17 protein-coding genes are annotated in these 18,577 nt (G+C 63.9%); 4 read left to right on the top strand and 13 right to left on the bottom strand.

All coding sequences use genetic code 11. The features are described from left to right. Positions 1-2: 2 nt before the first annotated feature. A complete protein-coding gene (gene dnaJ / locus ABD884_RS12055) occupies positions 3-1,133 on the bottom strand; it encodes a molecular chaperone DnaJ (RefSeq protein WP_345046006.1) in 1,131 nt (376 codons plus the stop codon). Positions 1,134-1,201: 68 nt separating this feature from the next. Then, positions 1,202-2,215: a heat-inducible transcriptional repressor HrcA gene (gene hrcA / locus ABD884_RS12050; RefSeq protein ID WP_028267104.1), complete on the bottom strand. Its 1,014-nt coding sequence runs from the start codon at positions 2,213-2,215 to the stop codon at positions 1,202-1,204. Positions 2,216-2,430: 215 nt separating this feature from the next. Here hrcA and ABD884_RS12045 point away from each other — a divergent pair, with 215 nt between their 5' ends. Together ABD884_RS12045 and ABD884_RS12040 are read left to right on the top strand one after the other, a co-directional pair. Beyond that, on the top strand, positions 2,431-3,288 hold the full coding sequence (locus tag ABD884_RS12045; protein WP_345054769.1) for a DUF3097 domain-containing protein: 858 nt from the start codon (positions 2,431-2,433) through the stop codon (positions 3,286-3,288). Positions 3,289-3,444: 156 nt separating this feature from the next. Beyond that, positions 3,445-3,858 (top strand): DUF4870 domain-containing protein, encoded by a 414-nt coding sequence (locus ABD884_RS12040; RefSeq protein ID WP_345054766.1) that lies wholly within the window; start codon positions 3,445-3,447, stop codon positions 3,856-3,858. Here the strand turns inward: ABD884_RS12040 and hemW are convergent, their stop codons facing one another. The 3 genes from hemW to ABD884_RS12025 form a co-directional block, all read right to left on the bottom strand. Further along, entirely contained in the window at positions 3,859-5,088 is a 1,230-nt protein-coding gene (gene hemW, locus ABD884_RS12035; protein WP_345046005.1) for a radical SAM family heme chaperone HemW, read from the bottom strand. Positions 5,089-5,166: 78 nt separating this feature from the next. Next, positions 5,167-7,020: a translation elongation factor 4 gene (lepA, locus tag ABD884_RS12030; protein WP_345046004.1), complete on the bottom strand. Its 1,854-nt coding sequence runs from the start codon at positions 7,018-7,020 to the stop codon at positions 5,167-5,169. A gap of 81 nt (positions 7,021-7,101) precedes the next feature. Next, positions 7,102-7,242: a hypothetical protein gene (locus ABD884_RS12025; RefSeq protein ID WP_345046003.1), complete on the bottom strand. Its 141-nt coding sequence runs from the start codon at positions 7,240-7,242 to the stop codon at positions 7,102-7,104. On the opposite strand from ABD884_RS12025, the gene ABD884_RS12020 reads away from it, so the two are divergent. Next, a complete protein-coding gene (locus tag ABD884_RS12020; RefSeq protein ID WP_345046002.1) occupies positions 7,236-7,805 on the top strand; it encodes a type II toxin-antitoxin system PemK/MazF family toxin in 570 nt (189 codons plus the stop codon). The genes ABD884_RS12025 and ABD884_RS12020 overlap by 7 nt on opposite strands. Before the next feature lie 171 nt (positions 7,806-7,976). After that, positions 7,977-8,237 carry a 30S ribosomal protein S20 gene (rpsT, locus tag ABD884_RS12015; protein ID WP_028267110.1) on the top strand — a complete coding sequence of 87 codons (261 nt, stop codon included), beginning with the start codon at positions 7,977-7,979 and terminating at the stop codon, positions 8,235-8,237. 162 nt (positions 8,238-8,399) lie between these two features. Here the strand turns inward: rpsT and holA are convergent, their stop codons facing one another. The 8 genes from holA to ABD884_RS11975 all read right to left on the bottom strand — a co-directional run bounded on the left by holA (position 8,400) and on the right by ABD884_RS11975 (position 18,499). Beyond that, positions 8,400-9,416 carry a DNA polymerase III subunit delta gene (holA, locus tag ABD884_RS12010; RefSeq protein ID WP_345046001.1) on the bottom strand — a complete coding sequence of 339 codons (1,017 nt, stop codon included), beginning with the start codon at positions 9,414-9,416 and terminating at the stop codon, positions 8,400-8,402. 34 nt (positions 9,417-9,450) lie between these two features. After that, the gene (locus ABD884_RS12005; protein WP_345046000.1) at positions 9,451-11,130 is read right to left on the bottom strand and encodes a ComEC/Rec2 family competence protein; all 1,680 of its coding nucleotides are present in this window, start codon (positions 11,128-11,130) and stop codon (positions 9,451-9,453) included. A 1-nt stretch (position 11,131) separates the two neighbouring features. Further along, positions 11,132-12,085 carry a ComEA family DNA-binding protein gene (locus tag ABD884_RS12000; RefSeq protein WP_345045999.1) on the bottom strand — a complete coding sequence of 318 codons (954 nt, stop codon included), beginning with the start codon at positions 12,083-12,085 and terminating at the stop codon, positions 11,132-11,134. An 89-nt stretch (positions 12,086-12,174) separates the two neighbouring features. Continuing rightward, on the bottom strand, positions 12,175-13,275 hold the full coding sequence (locus ABD884_RS11995; protein WP_345045998.1) for a DegV family protein: 1,101 nt from the start codon (positions 13,273-13,275) through the stop codon (positions 12,175-12,177). Positions 13,276-13,281: 6 nt separating this feature from the next. Next, complete coding sequence (gene leuS, locus ABD884_RS11990) at positions 13,282-15,810, bottom strand: leucine--tRNA ligase (protein WP_345054761.1); 2,529 nt, start codon at positions 15,808-15,810, stop codon at positions 13,282-13,284. Between the two features lie 201 nt (positions 15,811-16,011). Continuing rightward, positions 16,012-16,170, bottom strand: a complete 159-nt coding sequence (locus ABD884_RS11985) for a hypothetical protein (RefSeq protein ID WP_345045997.1) — start codon at positions 16,168-16,170, stop codon at positions 16,012-16,014. Positions 16,171-16,176: 6 nt separating this feature from the next. Then, complete coding sequence (gene glpK, locus ABD884_RS11980; RefSeq protein WP_345045996.1) at positions 16,177-17,691, bottom strand: glycerol kinase GlpK; 1,515 nt, start codon at positions 17,689-17,691, stop codon at positions 16,177-16,179. A gap of 58 nt (positions 17,692-17,749) precedes the next feature. Then, positions 17,750-18,499 (bottom strand): MIP/aquaporin family protein, encoded by a 750-nt coding sequence (locus tag ABD884_RS11975; RefSeq protein WP_345045995.1) that lies wholly within the window; start codon positions 18,497-18,499, stop codon positions 17,750-17,752. Positions 18,500-18,577: the final 78 nt, after the last annotated feature.

The following is an 18,577-nucleotide window of genomic DNA, read 5'->3' as shown; positions in this document are numbered from 1 at the left end:
CGCTACAGGTTACCGAGCTTGTCCCGCAGTTTCGCGAACATGCCACCGCTGGCCACGAGCTTGCCCTCGGTGAACTGCTCTCCGCGCATTTTGGCGAGTTGGCGCAACAAATCTTCCTGTGCGGGGTCGAGCTTGCCGGGCGTCTCAACGTGCAGGTGCACCTTGAGGTCTCCGCGCCCGTAGCCGCGGAGATGGGTGACGCCCAGCCCGCGCAGGGTAATGACCTCGCCGGACTGTGTGCCGGACTTGACGTCGATCTCCTGGGGTCCGTCAAAAGTGTCAAGCTGCAGCTCAGTACCGAGTGCGGCGGCTGTCATGGGGACGCTCAGGGTTGCGTGCAGATCGTCGCCTTCACGCACGTAAGTGGGATCGTTGTTGACCCGAATCTCCACGTAGAGGTCGCCGGGAGGGCCACCGGCGGGGCCCGCTTCGCCTTGCGACGACAACTGGATGCGTGTTCCGGTGGCCACGCCGCCTGGCACTTTGACGGTCAGCGAACGGCGGCTGCGGATGCGGCCCTGGCCGTTGCACTCATTGCAAGGGTCCTTGATGATGGAGCCGAAGCCCTCGCATGAGCCACACGGTGCGGCGGTCATGACTTGGCCGAGGATGGAACGCACAGCCCGCTGGACCTGACCCGAGCCACCGCAGATGTCGCAACGCTCGGGGTGGGTGCCCGCACGGCAGCATGAGCCCTCGCACGTGGGACAGATGACCGCGGTATCGACCTCAAGCTTCTTGTTGACGCCGAAGACGGCCTCCCGCAAATCGATACGGACGCTGATCAGGGCATCCTGGCCGCGGCGCATGCGCGACGCGGGTCCTTGCATGCCGCCGCCTCCTCCGCCGAAGAAGGTGTCGAAAATGTCTTGGAAGGCGAATCCTTGGCCTGCGTACCCTCCGCCGAAACCGTTGTCGGTCCCGTTCTCGTTGCCCGTAGCGTCATAGACGCGGCGCTTCTGGGGGTCGGAGAGGACCTCGTAGGCGTGGGTGACGGCCTTGAACTCCTCGGCCGCACCTGCCCCGGGGTTTACATCGGGGTGCAGCTTGCGGGCGAGCTTGCGGTAGGCCTTCTTGATCTCCTCGCCGGTTGCTTCCGGCGAGACGCCCAGAACGTCGTAGTGACTGCTCAAAGTCGGTATCTCTTCCTTGTTTTACTGTTACACAGCGTATCTTGCCAGGAGGTTTCCAGCCGAGGCCGTCATCCGCCCAGAATGCGGGAAAGGTAGCGTGCGACGGCGCGAACGGCCGCCATGGTGTTGGGGTAGTCCATCCGGGTTGGCCCAAGAATGCCGATCTTCGCGCTGCTTCCGGGACCGTAGCCGGTGGCAACCACTGAGGCTTCGGAGAGACCGTCGTAGGGATTCTCGCGACCGATGCTCACGGTGACTCCCCGGGGGTCCTCAGCCATGTCCGACAGCAGTCGCAACATGACCACTTGCTCCTCGAGCGCTTCGAGGACAGGGCCGATACTCAGCGGGAAATCCACGTTGGAGCGGGCCAGGTTCGCCGTGCCGGCCATGACCATCCGTTCGTCCCTGCTTCTGTCGGCAAGCCTTTCCAGGCCGTGGGCAAGGACGCCCGCAAGCCCCCGGAGCGCCGGTGGACACAGGGCAACGACCGAAGGCAGGACCTGCGTCATCAGATCAAGCTGGGAACCGGCAATGCTCCCGAGGAAACGCGCGCGCAAGGCCATGATGTCCTCATCGCTGGCATCCGCTCCGGCGTGGACAACTCCCTGTTCCACTTTGCCGGTGTCTGCGATCAATACCACTAAGACCTGTCGGGGCGCCAGAAGGACGAACTCAATGTGCCGCACCCGTGCGCGGCTCACGTGCGGGTACTGGACGACGGCGACCTGGTTGGTCAGCTGCGAGAGCAGGCGGACGGTGCGCTCAAGGATGTCCTCGACGTCGTCCGGCCCTTCCAGCAAAGAGTGGATGGCCCGGCGCTCAGCAGCAGAAAGCGGCTTCACCTCGGAAATGCGGTCGACGAACAGGCGGTAGCCCTTATCCGTCGGGATGCGGCCGGCGCTCGTGTGCGGTGCGGCGATGAGGCCTTCTTCTTCCAAAAGGGCCATGTCGTTGCGGATGGTGGCACTCGACACACCCAAATGGTGCCGCTCGACCAAGGCTTTGGATCCGACGGGCTCGCGGGAGTGAACGTAGTCCTCCACGATGGCGCGCAACACTTCGAGCTTGCGTGGTTCGCTCACTGCCCACCTCCATTCAACAGCCGGTTCTTCAACGATTGGCCCTTAACCGGCCCTCAACAACAATTAGCACTCAACATGCCCAAGTGCTAACAAGTCTAGTATGAGCCACCCCGTTGTTAGCATTGGTACCGCTCGCGGCGAACATGATTCCCGCGCGGTCCTGCGGAATCGCCAGGACGTCATCGATCCTCCTAGCGCAAAGTGGTGTGAAGACTGTGTCTTACGACAATTGGGGCCCGCAAGATCTCTCCTCGCCCGCCAAGAAGCAGCTGCCCGAGGTGCCGGTCGAACGCGGGATGGTTCTCGAAGATGTGCAATCCGGTTGGGTCGGGGCCGTGACCAGGGTCGAAAAGTCCGGCGGCATGCACATTGTGGTGCTGGAGGACCGACGAGGGAAAAACAAATCGTTCCGGCTGGGCTTCGGGTTTCTGTTGGATGGGCAAGCAGTCAAACTCCTGCCGCCCGCGCCCCGTGCGGCAGCCGGAAAGGGTGCGGTTCAACCAGGCAGGACCGCGTCGGGATCCGTCCGCGTGGCGGACCAGCGAGCCCGGGTCGCCAAGGCAAGCCGGATCTGGGTGGAAGGCAAACACGACGCCGAACTGGTGGAGAAGGTCTGGGGAGACGATCTTCGGGTCGAGGGCATCGTCGTCGAGCCTTTGCATGGGGTGGACGATCTCAAGGCCGCTATCGCCGAATTCTCCCCCGGGCCGGGCCGCAGGCTCGGGATCCTCGTGGACCACCTGGTGCGGGATTCGAAGGAATCACGGATTGCTGCCGACGCCATGACGGTGCCCGGCGCGGCAGGAAACGTCCTGATCGTGGGGCACCCCTACGTAGACGTCTGGCAGGCCATCCGCCCCAAGGTCCTCGGGATCGAACAATGGCCGACTATCGCCCGCGGCACCGATTGGAAGACCGGCATCCTGAAGTCGTTCGGCTGGCCCCACGAGACGGCCGAGGACATCGGCCTTGGCTGGCAGAAACTTCTCGGGGCCGTCCACAGCTATGCGGACTTGGAGGCATCGTTGCTCGGGCGCGTCGAAGAAGTTATTGATTTCCTCACCATGCCGTGACGATTCCTTTCGGACAGCGCTCGCTTCACAACCCGCTCAGGCGCGGTATACGCGATATATCCGCCCCCAGGTCAGATACTTGGTCCCGTGATCACACGCCGAGCAAGTATTCTGGGACAGCAACACTTCACCGATTGTTACTTGAAGGAAGAAACTGTGGCAGACAACGCTCCTGACGAACAGGACGGCGCCTCTGGCCGATCCCAGTACCACGGCGTTCCTGCCAACGCGCTGCCCCTAACAGCCGCGGAAGACCGTCAATGGGCCACGCTGGCGCATTTCGGCGGGATCCTTGGCTGCGTGCCTTCGCTGCTGATCTACCTGATCTTCCGCGAACGCGGCCCGTTCACGGCACAGGAATCCAAGGAAGCGCTGAACTTCACCTTGCCTCCAACGGTTGCTGCAGTGCTCGCCAACATCCTGGTCTTGCTCCCGGCAGTGGGAAACCTGTTCGCTGTCCTTGCCACGGCGATCTGGGTGGCGCTGACGTGTTTCTCGGTGTCCGCCGGCATCCGGGTCAACCACGGGCAACCGCACCGCTACCGCTTCAACCTCCGCTGGATCAAATAGCTACTCCGGAAGGATACGCCGGACCACGGCGTCAGCCAGTCGCCGGCCCTTGAGTGTCAAGACAAGCCGTCCTTGGAAGGCCGCTGCAGGTTCAACCAGGCCGTCCGCAATAAGGCCTGCGACAGCGTGGCGACCCACCTTGTCGAGGGCATCGACCTGAAGCCCGGTGCCGAGGCGCGCCTCCAGCATGATGCGTTCCACTTCCCGGGTTCCGGCGTCGAGCGTTTCCCGTCCAGCGGCGGGCGACACTCCGCCACCGAGCCTGTTGGCATAGGCCGTGGGGTGTTTGACGTTCCACCAGCGGACGCCGCCCATGTGGGAATGCGCGCCGGGTCCGATGCCCCACCAATCGTCTCCCCGCCAGTAGGCAAGGTTGTGTTTGCACGCCTGTTCGGATGTGCTGGACCAGTTGCTGACCTCGTACCAGTCCAGCCCGGCTGCGCTGATCAGCTGATCGGCGAGTTCGTACTTGGCGGCGTGGTCGTCGTCGTCGATGCCGGGAACTTCTCCGCGCCGGATCTGTGCCGCCAGCTTGGTGCCTTCTTCCACAATCAGCGCATAAGCGCTGATGTGGTCCGGATCGTATGACAGGGCCGTCTCCAAGGAGGTCTGCCAATCGGCCATCGATTCCCCCGGAGTGCCGTAGATGAGGTCCAGGCTCACTGCCAAGCCGGCGTCGCGCGCCCATTGGACCACTAACGGGACCCGGCTGGGCGTGTGGGTTCGGTCCAGGACCTTGAGGACGTGCGGGACCGCCGACTGCATGCCGAAGGAGACCCTTGTGAAGCCGGAGTCTGCGAGCAGTTGGAGCGATTCGGGCGTCACCGAGTCCGGGTTCGCCTCAGTGGTGACTTCGGCTCCGGTTTCCAGACCCCAATGCCCGACGGCGGCCGTCAGGATGCGTGCCAGATCTTCAGCGGGCAGCAGCGTCGGTGTGCCGCCGCCGAAGAACACCGTGCTCAGGGGCCGCTGCGGGAGCCCGGAGGCCTCCATGGCCCGGACGGCGAACTCCACTTCCGAAATGGCAGTAGACGCGTAGGCGTCCTGGGAGGCGCCACCCCCAAGCTCAGTGGCGGTGTAGGTGTTGAAATCGCAGTACCCGCAACGCACGGCACAGAAAGGTATGTGGACGTACAGTCCGAACTTGCGTGACTCGACGCCGTCGAGCACCTGCGGTGGCAAGAGCCCATCCGCAGGTGCCGGATCCCCGAGGGGAAGGACACTAGGCACAGGGTCCTCCGGGGGCCCATGCTGTGCCCGATTCTTCAACGCGCTCCGGTCCCGGAGTGTTCCGGGCGAACAGCCCCATTACTTCTTGGCCTTGTCCTTGGATTCGTCGGTGGTAAGGGCTGCGATGAACGCTTCCTGTGGAACCTCCACGCGGCCCACCATCTTCATGCGCTTCTTGCCTTCCTTCTGCTTTTCCAGAAGTTTGCGCTTACGGGTGATGTCACCGCCGTAGCACTTGGCAAGGACGTCCTTGCGGATGGCGCGGATGCTCTCACGGGCAATGATTCGCGAGCCGATGGCGGCCTGGATGGGCACTTCGAACTGCTGGCGGGGAATGAGCTCACGCAGCTTGCCTGTCATCATGACGCCGTAGGCGTACGCCTTGTCGCGGTGGGTGATGGCACTGAAAGCGTCAACCTGCTCGCCCTGGAGCATGATGTCCACCTTGACCAGATCGGCAACCTGCTCGCCGTCGGCCTTCCAGTCCAGCGAACCGTAGCCGCGGGTCTTTGACTTGAGGATGTCGAAGAAGTCGAAGACGATCTCGGCCAGCGGGAGGCGATACCGGATTTCCACCCGGTCCTCGGAGAGGTAATCCATGCCGCCCATGACGCCGCGGCGGCTCTGGCACAGCTCCATGATGGCACCCACGAATTCGTTGGGCGCCAGAATGGTGGCGGACACCATCGGTTCACGGACCTCGGCGATCTTGCCGGTGGGGTATTCGCTCGGGTTGGTGACGTGGAGGACCCGCTTGTCCTCCAGCGTGACCTCGTACTCAACGTTGGGAGCGGTGGAGATAAGGTCGAGGTTGTACTCCCGTTCAAGCCGCTCACGGGTGATTTCCAGGTGCAGCAGGCCAAGGAAGCCCACGCGGAAACCGAAGCCCAGGGCCGCAGATGTCTCCGGTTCGTAGACGAGCGCTGCGTCATTGAGCATCAGCTTCTCGAGGGCATCCCGCAGCACCGGATAGTCCGTGCCGTCCAAGGGATACAAGCCGGAGAAGACCATGGGCTTCGCGTCGGCGTAACCGGCAAGGGACTCCGCTGCCGGCTTGGCCAGATTGGTCACGGTGTCGCCGACCTTCGACTGGCGGACGTCCTTCACCCCGGTGATCAGGTAGCCCACTTCGCCGACGCCCAGTCCCTTGGAAGGAGTGGGTTCCGGGGAGCTGACACCGATTTCGAGGAGCTCGTGGGTGGCGCGGGTGGACATCATCTGGATCCGCTCGCGCGGATGCAGCATGCCGTCCACCACGCGGACGTAGGTGACTACACCGCGATAGGTGTCGTAAACGGAGTCGAAGATCATGGCGCGGGCCGGGGCGCTGGGGTCCCCTACAGGAGCCGGCAGATCGCGGACGATCTTGTCCAGGAGGGCCTCCACTCCGACCCCGGTCTTGCCGGATACGCGCAGCACGTCTTCGGGATCGCCACCGATCAGGTTGGCGAGTTCCGCGGCGTACTTTTCGGGCTGGGCGGCCGGGAGGTCAATCTTGTTGAGCACCGGGATGACGGTGAGGTTGTTTTCCATCGCCAGATAGAGGTTTGCCAGCGTCTGGGCTTCGATGCCCTGAGCTGCGTCCACCAGAAGGACTGCACCTTCACAGGCGGCAAGGGAACGGGAAACCTCATAGGTGAAGTCAACGTGGCCAGGGGTATCGATCATGTTCAGGGCATAGCTGGTGCCGTCGAGTTCCCAGGGCATGCGGACAGCCTGGGACTTGATGGTGATGCCACGCTCGCGTTCGATATCCATTCGGTCCAGATACTGGGCCTTCATGTCGCGGGACTTAACGACGCCGGTGTACTGCAACATGCGGTCGGCCAAGGTGGATTTACCGTGGTCGATGTGGGCGATGATGCAGAAGTTCCGGATGATGGCCGGATCTGTCGCGGCGGGCACCGGTGCGGTGCGGGCCATGGGAGACACGCAGGATCCTTACTGTCGATACTCACACGGCTCCGCCCCGGACTGGTCTTCACCATTCCGGCCGACGCCGCATATCTGAACTTATAGTCTCCCATGAACGCGGCGCCGGTTGTGCACGGTGATCAAGCGCCGACGCATTGTGAACAAGTGCTCGGAAACGTTAGCCGCTGCGGTGCTTGCGCAACGAGGAACATCGAGGAAAGTACGGTAGTTCCATGGCATCGGACACACATTTCCTTGGCATGCTCCTCAAGGGCTCCCTGGGCTACCTTCGACGGGCCTTCGGATCCCCCGCGGGCACGCGCCCCCGCCGGCCGCCGCAAGCCGGGACGGCAAACAACGCACTCCGGAACCGAAACGCAGGCACCGGCGTCGGGCGGCTTGCCCGTCCATATCCGGGTGACTTCCGGGGCACGGTGTCTCCGCGATACTCCCCCAACCCCGACGGCAAGCCGGATCCCGGAGAGATCGTCTGGTCCTGGGTTCCCTACGAAGAGGACCATTCGCGGGGCAAGGACCGGCCGGTCCTCTTGATAGGGCGCGACGGCGGGTGGCTGCTCGGGCTGATGCTCACCAGCAAAGACCACGACGACGGCTACCGCTCCGAAGACTACGTCGACATTGGCACGGGTGCCTGGGACCGGCAGGGGCGGCCCAGCGAAGTCAAGGTGGACCGGGTGGTGCGGATCAACCCTTCGGACGTGCGGCGCGAGGGCGCCATCCTGGACCAACGCACTTTCCAGCTCGTGGCGCGGAGGCTGGGCGGGCGACACGACTCGGCCTAGATGCCAAATCCCCGGAAAAGCGATGAGTCTGATAATATTTATGGCTGTGTGTCCGTGCAGGTCGACGGGCACTCATGGTTGGCTGCCATAGGCATCCCCACGCCGCTCAGTCGATGGCCAACCTGATAACCCTCTAGACCAATTTCCGCATTAAAAAGAGAGTTCACACACGTGGCTAATATCAAGTCCCAGAAGAAGCGCATCCTCACCAACGAGAAGGCTCGCCTGCGTAACAACGCTGTCAAGTCTGAGCTGAAGACGGCCATCCGCGCCGTTGCCACCGCCGTTGAGTCCACGGACAAGGATGCCGCTGCAAAGGCTCTTGTTGCTGCCAGCCGCAAGCTGGACAAGGCTGTCAGCAAGGGCGTTATTCACAAGAACAACGCCGCAAACCGCAAGTCGGCGATCTCCAAAAAGGTCAACGCACTCTAAGGTTTTCCCAGTTCGACTGAGCTGAACGTGAGGCCGGCACCCCTGGGTGCCGGCCTCAAGTATTTAATCGACTCACGACGCGCAAAAGGACCTGGGACGCGTGGATTCGGGCGTCGCCACGGATTGCTTGTGTCGTCCAAGAATCTGGGAGTCGCGCGTGGGCTAGCGGCCCCGGGCTGAGGTAGCAATGACCGTGACGGCGTGTTCGACCGCGTACACGGGATCGCGGGAGAGGCCTTTGACTTGGGCGTCCGCTTCCGCGGTGACTTGGATCGAGCGGATCAGGCCGTCCGGAGTCCAGCGCCGGACATCCCGCTGGGCCTGTTCCACGAGCCATGGCTGTATGCCGAGTTGCTTGGCGATCTGTGCTGACGATCCTTGTGCGCCTGCAACCTTGGCGAGGGTGCGGAGCTTTGCGGCAAGCGCGGCAACGAGGGGCACGGGGTCGACTCCGGTGGCCAGTGCATGCCGGAGGCTGGACAGGGCCTGCGGTCCATTGCCGGCCATGGCGGCATCGGCAACTTTGAATGCCGTGGCTTCCACGCGGCCGCCGTAGTATCGCTCTACCGTGGCTGCATCCACTGGGGTGGTGGCATCCGCGATGAGCTGGTTGCACGCCGCGGCAAGCTCCGAGAGGCTGGCCCCGACGGCGTTGACGAGGGCTTGGACAGCTTCCGCTTCGATGCGGCGCCCGCCTGCCTTGAATTCCGAAACGACGAATGCTGTTTTTTCGGCGTCCTTTTTCAAAGGTTGGCAGTCCACAACGGGCCACCCGGAGGACTTCACGGCATCCAGAAGCTTCTTACCCCGCGTCCCGCCTCCGTGCCGAAGGACCAGCACGACGTCGTTCTCCGGCTGTGCGAGGTAGGCCAGGGCATCGGCAAGGAAGGCATCGTTCATGGACTCGAGGCCCTCGATCTCGATGAGCTTGGCTTCATCGAACAACGACGGCGTGACGGTCATGGCGAGGGATCCGGATTCGTAGCTGCCGGCATTAAGCTTGCTGATTTCCACGTCCGGCGCCGCTGACCGCACGTGGGAACGTATGCGGTCCATGGCACGGATTCCGAGGTACTCCTCAGGTCCGGTGATGAGGACTACGGCGGACGGGGTGACCTCCCGCCAGCTGACGGTGTTTGCCGCGGAGGGTTTAGCCTTGGAGACCGAGGCAGCAGCCAATGTTGCTTCCTTCCAGAAGTTTTCTTTCAGAGTTCTAGTCTCCCACGTCCAGCCGGGCCGGCGGTGGCCCAGGCTGCGGTTCCCTTGACCGGTGCCCGCACCCCCTGTGATGGCCCTTGGCACCTTGGCGGCGAACAGCTGACTCTCCGGCGGCCATGAGGAGTACTAAGCGGCGGTGCAAAGCCAGCACAGCAGCGCCAGCCCACACTGGATGCAGGACCAACCACACCAGCACAAGGGTGGCAAGCGAGCACAGAATCATGGTGGCAATTCCCGTCGGTCCTTCCGGCCAAGGCAGGGACGCGCCTGGAAGTCCCGCAAACAACCTGGCAGTCGCTGCCACCACGGCGGCACTCGCCCCGGCAACGGCTATGGGAATGACCGCAAACCAAGGAAGCAGGGGAACCAAGGGAACGGCCATGGTCCCCAAAATCGTGACTGGTGCGACGAACGGCGCCACCGCGACATTTGTGATCAACGAGTAACTGGAGAACTGCGGCTGCAGGCCGACAATCACGGGACTGCACAGAAGCTGCGCCGCCAAGGGAACCGCAATGGCCGAAGCGAGCCAGGAAGGCACCCAAGCTGGAGCCCAGGATGCGATGGGGCGTGCGAACACGACAATTCCCAACGTGGCGAGGACCGACAAAAGGAATCCAATGCTCATGCCAAGTGAAGGATCCAGAATCAGCAGGCCAATCACCGCAAGGCAGAGAAACCCCAGACTCCGGCCCCTCCGCCCGCCGCTCAGCGCTGCGAGGCCGATCGCCCCCATGACCGCAGCCCTGAGGACACTCGCATCCGGTCCTACCATCATGACAAAGGCGGCCAACCCCATCAGGGCCGCGATTGCCGTGACTCCCCTGGCAAGCCGGAAGGTCCTGGCCAAAAGCACAAGGCCCCCAAGAATCAGACTGCAATTTGCCCCGCTGACGGCTGTGAGGTGAGTGGTTCCGGTCGTCTTCATGACGGCTTCAAGGCCTTCATCCAGGGCCGTGGTGTCACCCGTGACCATTCCAGGGAGAAGACCCGCAGCGTCGCCCTGCAGCCACTCGGTAGCAGACTTGAACTGTTTCTTCAGTTGCGCCGGACCGTGGGAGACGCTTTCCTTCGCCTCCGGCTGCATGGGAGGCGTGGCAGCCGCGAGAACGGCGGCCTCCGCCTGGCCCGCTTTTGCCTGTTTCAGCCTTCCTGCGGTTCTGACTTTCTGGCCCGTTACAACCTGGTCCCAGCCTTCTCCACCGGTCAGCAGAATCTTCGCGCGCGAACGAATCAACAATCCGTCGGCGGCGATGTCAATCACTTCGGCCGGAACAGCCCACCGTCCGGATCCACGGGAGGCGGTGCCCAGTTCCCTCGGATCTCCCACAATCAGCACGTGGATGACCACCGAGTCACGGGATGCCGCAGCCTGTGCGACCGGACCGTCCTGCCGGGGTGCGGCATCTAACGCAGCACGGGCGGCCACGGCAGCCCCGAACAGGCACGCAACCGCCAAGGTGGCTTGAAGCGTCCTCATGATCGGACGCGGGCTACGCTGAAAGGCCCGTCGACGCCACCCGGCCAGGAGAACGCACGAGCCAACGAACAAGGCCGCGCAAAGGCCCACAGTCGATGATGTGGGCAGGAAAGCGGCCGAGAGGGAGACGGCCCACGTGAGCAAGGCCGACGGAACCAAGCGCAGGTCGATGCGGCTTTCTCCCTCCCGTGCCATGTCAGACAGTCACCAGGGGCAAGAGGGTTTCCAGCATCTTTGGCCCGACACCATCCACGGCATCGAGGTCTTCCACTGCCGCAAACGGTCCGTGCTGCTGCCGCCACTCGACGATGCGCTTGGCCAGGACGGGACCCACCTTGGGCAGGCTGTCGAGTTCTTCGGCCGTTGCCGTGTTGAGGTTGATCTTGCGAGCTGCTGAACTCCCGGTTCCCGGGTTCCTGCTTTCGGTAGCCTCGTTCACGGCCGCGCCAGGAGCTGGTCCATCTGCCGAGGAAGCGGGTTCTCCTGGCAGAGGAACATGGATCTTCGCGGCGTCCTGCACCACCGCCGCAAGGTTGAGCCTGTTCAGCTCGGCCGCTGGATCTGCTCCGCCGGCGGCGCCAATCGCGTCAACTACACGCGCTCCGACGGGCAACGTGACGACTCCGGGATTCTTTACCGCACCGGCCACATGGACAGTGATCCGGCCGTGCGGGTCCGGCGACCCCGTCTGGGCCCCGTCCCTCCCGGCCCCGTCCCTCCCAGCCCCGTCAACCGCAGCTCCGTCAACGCCGGCAACCGCCCGTCCTCCCGCTGACGAGCTACGGACCAACGGCTCTGCCGTCGGCTGTCGCGCCCAGACCTGCCAGGCACACCACGACAGCAACAGCAAGCAAGGAATGGCCAGCAAGGTGGCTACACGCCACGGAGTTCGCCAGCGTAGCCGTGGAGAGGCTCCGGACTCCCCCGGACCCTCCCATTCATCGCAGACGAAGCCGGTCTGGGAGCTTCCCGGGCCGCCTTGAATGGACTCGCCCAAGGGCAAAAGCGGTAGAGGATCGTTGTCATGCCCGCGATGGGCACCGCCGGGCCCGGCACTGTCCGGCCCCTCCGGTGCAAGGCGCGCCGCGAACCGTTGCCGGGCAGCGCTCGCAGCGTGGTTGGCTGAGGGGGAACCTTTCCTGCGCGGCATATCCCCGAGCGTAGAACGGCCAATCCACCATTGGCAGGCAGCATCGGCCCTATGTGGACAACTCTCCTATCGAGAGACGTTGTGGAGGATCAGCTGCTGCCCGCGGTCGGCTTACCGGCCCCGGCACCCTCCGTGGAACTGCCTGCCGGGCGTTCCGCAAGGCCAGGTGTACTGCTTTCCCCGACGATCACGGCCAGGACGCCGAGGCCAGCGTGGGCAGCCAGCACGGCCGGTAAGGTGCTGATTTGTGCGGGTGGGCACCCCGGGCAGTGCGCTTCCAGCCGTGCGGCGAGCCGCTCGGCCTCTGCAAGGTTTCCAAAGTGGTGCACGGCAAGCCGCGCTTGTCCTGCCGGGCGGGAAGTGACATCCGCAGCGACGATTTCCTCAAGCCGGGCGACGGCCCTCGCCGCCGAGCGCACCTTCTCAAGCGGCACGATCTTGCCGTCGTCGACCGCGAGGATCGGCTTGATGGACAGCATCGTCCCCAGAAAAGACGCAGCAGTGCCGATTCTGCCGCCGCGCCGGAGCTGCTCAAGGCTCGGCACGTAGAAGTAGACCTTGGTTCGGCCCATGCGCTCCTCGGCAAAGCGCCGGACCTCGGCCGCCGAACGACCGTCCGCTGCAGCCACAAGGGCGCTTTGGACACCCATGCCCAGGGCCATTCCGACAGTGCGGGAGTCAATGACCTCGACGGGGATTGAAACGCGCTCGGCGGCCAGCCTGGCGGCGTCGGCCGTGCCCGACAGCCCGGAGGAGATATGGATGGAGACGACCGCCTCGAAGCCGCGAGCCTTGGCGGCGAGATAAGCCTGTTCGAACTGGCCGGGAGAAGGCCTTGAAGTCTTCACTTGCGATCCGGCCGCCAGTGCCAGTGCGAGCGTCTGGGTGATATCGTCTTCACCCTCGCCGTAGATTTCCTCACCCACCATCACAGGCATCGGCACCACGGCGAGGCGCCCGTCGGCGACGAACGCCTTGACCCATTCGGCCGGGAGCGCGGCTGCCGAGTCAGTGACGACGGCGGTGCGGACCGGAACAGGCGCTGGTTCAGCTCCGCCGCGGCCCGGCGTCGTCGACTGGCGTAGGCGGGCCAGACGTTCCTTGAGCCACATCCATGCAGGTGGTTCGCGGTCCGTCAACGATGCCTCCTGGGCTGCTGCCCGGCCGCCGGCAAACGCCGGCGGCCGCATTCCCGGCTATGCCGGGACGATGTTGACCAGTTTAGGCGCACGTACGATCACGGTGCGGATGCCACGGCCGTCGAGTGCCCGCTGCACGTTTTCGCTTGCCAACGCAAGCTCGCGCAGGGCGTCTTCACTGATGTCCGGCGATACGTCGAGGCGGTCGCGGACCTTGCCTTGGACCTGGACCACGGCCGTTACGGTGTCCTGGACAAGGAGCGAAGGATCGTGGGAAGGCCAACCCGCGTTTGCCACGGAGGCCGGGTGGCCCAACTGGTTCCACAGGTCCTCGGCCGTGTACGGCGCGAAGAGGCTCAAGATGACCGCCACGGCCTCGGCGGCTTCGCGGACGGCAGGATCTGCGCCACCGGCCCCGGAATCGATGGTCTTGCGGGTCGCGTTGACGAGTTCCATCAGCTTGGCCACCACGACGTTGAATTTGTTGTTGTCCAACAACTCCACGGCGTCGGCGATGGTCCTGTGGGTGACGGTGCGCAGGGCACGGTCACCGGTGGAGACGTCGACGCCGGGTTCGCTCGCGACGTCCTGGCCGAGGCGCCACGCGCGGGCAAGGAACTTCGCCGAGCCCGACGGCGAAACATCCGCCCAGTCGACGTCGTCCTCGGGCGGGGAGGCGAAGACCATGGTCAGGCGGACGGCATCGACGCCGAACTTGTCCAGTTGCTCGCTAAGGTCCACGCCGTTACCGAGGGACTTGCTCATGGCCTTGCCGCCGTTGAGAACCTGGCCTTGGTTGAGCAGGGCGCTGAATGGCTCGTCGGCCGCAAGCATTCCCATGTCGTGGATGACCTTGGTGAAGAAGCGGGCGTACAGCAAGTGCAGGATGGCGTGCTCCACGCCGCCCACGTATTGCCCCACGGGCATCCAGTCGTTGATCTTGGCCGGATCGAAGGGGCCTTCGGTGTAATGCGGGGAAACGAAGCGCAAGAAGTACCAGGACGAGTCCACGAACGTGTCCATGGTGTCCGTGTCGCGCTGGGCCGCCCGTCCGCAATTCGGGCACTCCACGTTGACCCATTCAGCCGCGGCAGCGAGAGGAGACGTACCCCGCGGCGACAAAGCCTCGCCGCGAAGGTCTTCAGGCAGCCTGACCGGAAGTTGATCGTCCGGGACCGGGACCTCGCCGCATTCGGCGCAGTGGATGATGGGGATCGGTGTTCCCCAGAAACGCTGCCGGCTCAGCAGCCAGTCGCGCAAGCGGAAGTTGACGAACTTCTCCCCCGTGCCCAGCTTCTCCAAAATGTCGATGGCTGCCGGGACGGCCTCAGCCTTGGACAATCCATCCAGTTCGCCGGAGTTGATCAGGGTTCCCTCACCGGCGGACGCAATGCCGCTTTCCGCGGGGTTTTCCGCACCGGTGTCCAGCACGGGACGCACCGGCAGATCAAAGGCCCGGGCGAAATCAAGGTCGCGCTGGTCATGGGCGGGTACCGCCATGATGGCCCCCGTGCCGTAGTCCGCGAGCACGTAGTCGGCGGCCCAGACGGGAAGTTTTTCACCGTTGAGGGGATTAATGGCGTAACGGCCGGTGAACACGCCTGTCTTCTCGCGCTCAGTCGACTGGCGCTCGATGTCGGACAGGGCCTTGACCCTTTCACGGTAGGCCATGAGGGCGTCGTGGTGTTCGGGCGTGACCAGGTCCAATGCCAGGTGCGCGTCCGCGGCAACAACGAAGAAGGTTGCCCCATACAGGGTGTCCGGGCGGGTGGTGAAGACAGTCACTTCACGTTCGGCCCTGGTATCCGCGGCTTCGATGACGAACCGCACGTGTGCGCCCTCGGAGCGGCCGATCCAGTTGCGCTGCATCGCCAGCACCCGCTCGGGCCAGTGCCCTTGCAGTTCGGACATGTCGTCCAGCAAGCGGTCAGCGTAGTCGGTGATCTTGAAGTACCACTGATTCAGGGACTTCTTGGTGACCGGGGTTCCGCAGCGTTCGCAAGCGCCGTTGACCACTTGCTCGTTCGCCAGTACGGTCAAGTCCTTCGGGCACCAGTTGACCGGGGAATCCTTGCGGTAGGCCAGGCCACGCTCGTAGAAGCGCTTGAACAGCCACTGTGTCCAGCGGTAGTACTCGGGATCCGAAGTGTGCAGCCGGCGGGACCAATCGACAGAGATGGCATAACGCTTGAACGATGCCGCCTGGGTATCGATGTTGGCGTACGTCCACTCGCTTGGGTGGGCGTTGCGCTTGATGGCGGCGTTCTCCGCGGGCAGCCCGAAGGAGTCCCAGCCGATAGGGTGCAGGACGTCAAAGCCCTTCTGCCGCAGGTACCGGGCCACGACGTCGCCCATGGCGAAGGCCTCGGCATGGCCCATGTGGAGGTCCCCGGAAGGGTAGGGGAACATGTCCAGGACGTAGCGCCGCTCGCGGGAGCCGTCGTCAACGGGAGTGAAGACTTTGAGGTCTTCCCAGACCTGCGGCCACTTGGCCTCCATCGAAGCGAAGCTGTAGACACCCTCCTCGGGCGTCTCGCCTGCCACTACTGACTGTGCTCCGGTTTCTGTCTCCGGCTGAACGCTCACTGCTGCCCTCTTCTGTTCTTCCATGACGGTTTTGCCTCCTGCTCCGGGTCCCGGAAGGTCCCGGACACACAAAAGCCCCTCGGCAAGGAGGGGCGGCCGCTCGGTTCGCGTTCTCTAAGGTCGACGTTTACCGGGCGGCTAGCCAAGCAGAAGGATCGCACGCATAAAGCCACCTTACCGCACCAAGTCCATGGCGTGGTTTCAAGAACCGATGCAGCGCCGGTTGAGGTTCCGGGGACTCCCCGCCATGGTGTGGTGGGCACCGCGGTGGGCCCACAGCTGCGAGGGTCCCGACGCGAGCTTGCGAGCGTTGGGAGCAGCTGGGGACGGGCGGGCGGGAGTCCCCGGAACCTCTCTCAAGGAGGCCTACTTAACGTCCTCGTCGACCCAATCCATGGACTTGGTGACTGCCTTCTTCCACAGGCGCATCTGGCGGTCCCGTTCGCCCGCGTCCATCTGCGGCTCCCAGCGCTTGTCCTCGCCCCAGTTTGCGCTGAGCTCGCCGAGGTCTTTCCAGAAGCCGACGGCGAGGCCTGCCGCGTAGGCCGCTCCCAGGGCCGTGGTTTCCACGACCTTCGGACGGACCACCGGCACACCCAGGATGTCCGCCTGGAACTGCATGAGCGCCTCATTGGCGACCATGCCGCCGTCGACCTTCAGCTCGGTCAGCGGAACGCCGGAGTCCGCGTTGACGGCGTCGAGCACTTCGCGGGTCTGGAACGCTGTGGCCTCCAGCGCTGCGCGTGCGATGTGACCCTTGTTGGCGAAGCGGGTGAGGCCCACGATGGCTCCGCGCGCGTCTGCGCGCCAGTACGGGGCGAACAGGCCGGAGAACGCGGGCACGATGTATACGCCGCCGTTGTCCTCGACGCTGGCCGCCAGCGTCTCCACCTCCGGAGCGGAGCTGATCATGCCGAGGTTGTCGCGGAGCCACTGGATCAGTGAACCCGTGACGGCAATGGAACCTTCCAAGGCATAATGCGGCTTGGCATCGCCCAGCTTGTAGCAAAGCGTCGTCAGCAAGCCGTTCTTCGAGTGGACGATCTCTTCGCCCGTGTTGAAGATCAGGAAGCAGCCGGTGCCGTAGGTGTTCTTCGCTTCTCCCGGCTCGAACGCCGCCTGGCCAAAGGTCGCCGCCTGCTGATCACCCAGGATACCCGCGACCGGTACCTCGCGCAGCAGTTGGGAAGTGTGGACGGTGCCGTAAACCTCGGAGGAGGACTTGATAGCGGGCATCATCGACGCCGGCACGCCGAACGCGTCCAGAATGTCCTGGTCCCACTGCAGGGTGTCGAGGTCCATGAACATCGTGCGCGAGGCGTTCGTGACATCGGTGGCATGCACACCGCCGTCGACGCCGCCGGTCAGGTTCCACAAGACCCAGCAGTCGGTGTTGCCGAAGACCAGGTCGCCGGCTTCGGCCTTGGCCCGCGCTCCTTCAACGTTGTCCAGGATCCACTTGATCTTGGTGCCGGAGAAGTACGTGGCCAAGGGAAGGCCGACCTTTTGCTTGAAGCGCTCGGCACCGCCGTCCCGGGCGAGTTCGTCCACGATCGATTGGGTGCGCGTGTCCTGCCAGACGATGGCGTTGTAGATCGGTTCGCCCGTGTTCTTGTCCCACACGACGGCGGTTTCGCGCTGGTTGGTGATACCCACGGCAGCGATGTCGTGGCGGGTCAGGTTGGCCTTGGACAACGCCGAACCGACGACCTCCCTGACGTTGTTCCAGATTTCCACCGGGTTGTGCTCCACCCAACCGGCCTGAGGGAATATTTGCTCGTGCTCCATCTGGCCGGTGGAGACAATGTTGCCTGTGTGATCGAACACGATGGCTCGCGAGCTGGTGGTTCCCTGATCAATGGCGATGACGTATTGCGACATTTTGACGTCCTTGTCTGCTTGCTGTGGTGCGGATACGGGATATGGTCTGAGCGATTTACTACTTGGCCACGGTTGCCATGATCGGCACCGAGTGCGCGACGAGACCGGCGATGGTTCCGCCCAGGAGGGGACCTACTACCGGAACCCAGGAGTAGGCCCAGTCGCTGGAGCCTTTGCCCTTGATCGGTAGAAGAGCGTGCGCGATGCGGGGGCCGAGGTCACGTGCCGGGTTGATGGCATAGCCGGTTGGCCCGCCAAGGGACGCGCCGATGCCGACGACGAGCAATGCCACTGCCAGCGGACCCAGGCCGGAAGGCGTGCCGCCGAAGGTCAGGATCACGAAGACAAGCACAAACGTGCCGATGATTTCAGTAACCAGGTTCCAAGGGTACGAGCGGATAGCCGGACCCGTGGAGAACACCGCGAGTTTGCTGGCTGCCAGCGGCTCAGCATCGAAGTGTTGCTTGTGGGCGAGCCAAGCGAAGATGGCACCCAAGAAGGCGCCGGTCAGTTCTCCACCGAAGTAAGTGAACGTGGATGCCGCACTCACCGCCACCCCGGGGGCGAACTCGGCCTTGCCATCAACCAAAAGGCCAAGCGTCACGGCCGGGTTCAGGTGCGCACCGGACATGGCAGCCACGTACACGCCGGCAAATACTGCGATGCCCCAGCCAAAATTCACCATCAGGAACCCGCCGTTGTTACCCTTCGTGCCCTTCAGCGCGACGTTTGCCACAACGCCACAGCCAAGCAGGGTAAGCATGCCGGTTCCGAACACTTCGGAAAGGAAAACTATTCCGAGAGACATCTTTGACTCCTCATTTTCTTCTGTTGTCAGCCCTGCAGGTTTTGTTAGGGCGTTTTGGCCGGAACAATCAAGCTGATG

The sequence above is a fragment of the Arthrobacter methylotrophus genome, assembly GCF_039539965.1.
GTDB lineage: Bacteria > Actinomycetota > Actinomycetes > Actinomycetales > Micrococcaceae > Arthrobacter > Arthrobacter methylotrophus.
Note: the sequence above shows the minus strand (reverse complement) of the source record. Positions and strands in the feature narration are given on the sequence as shown.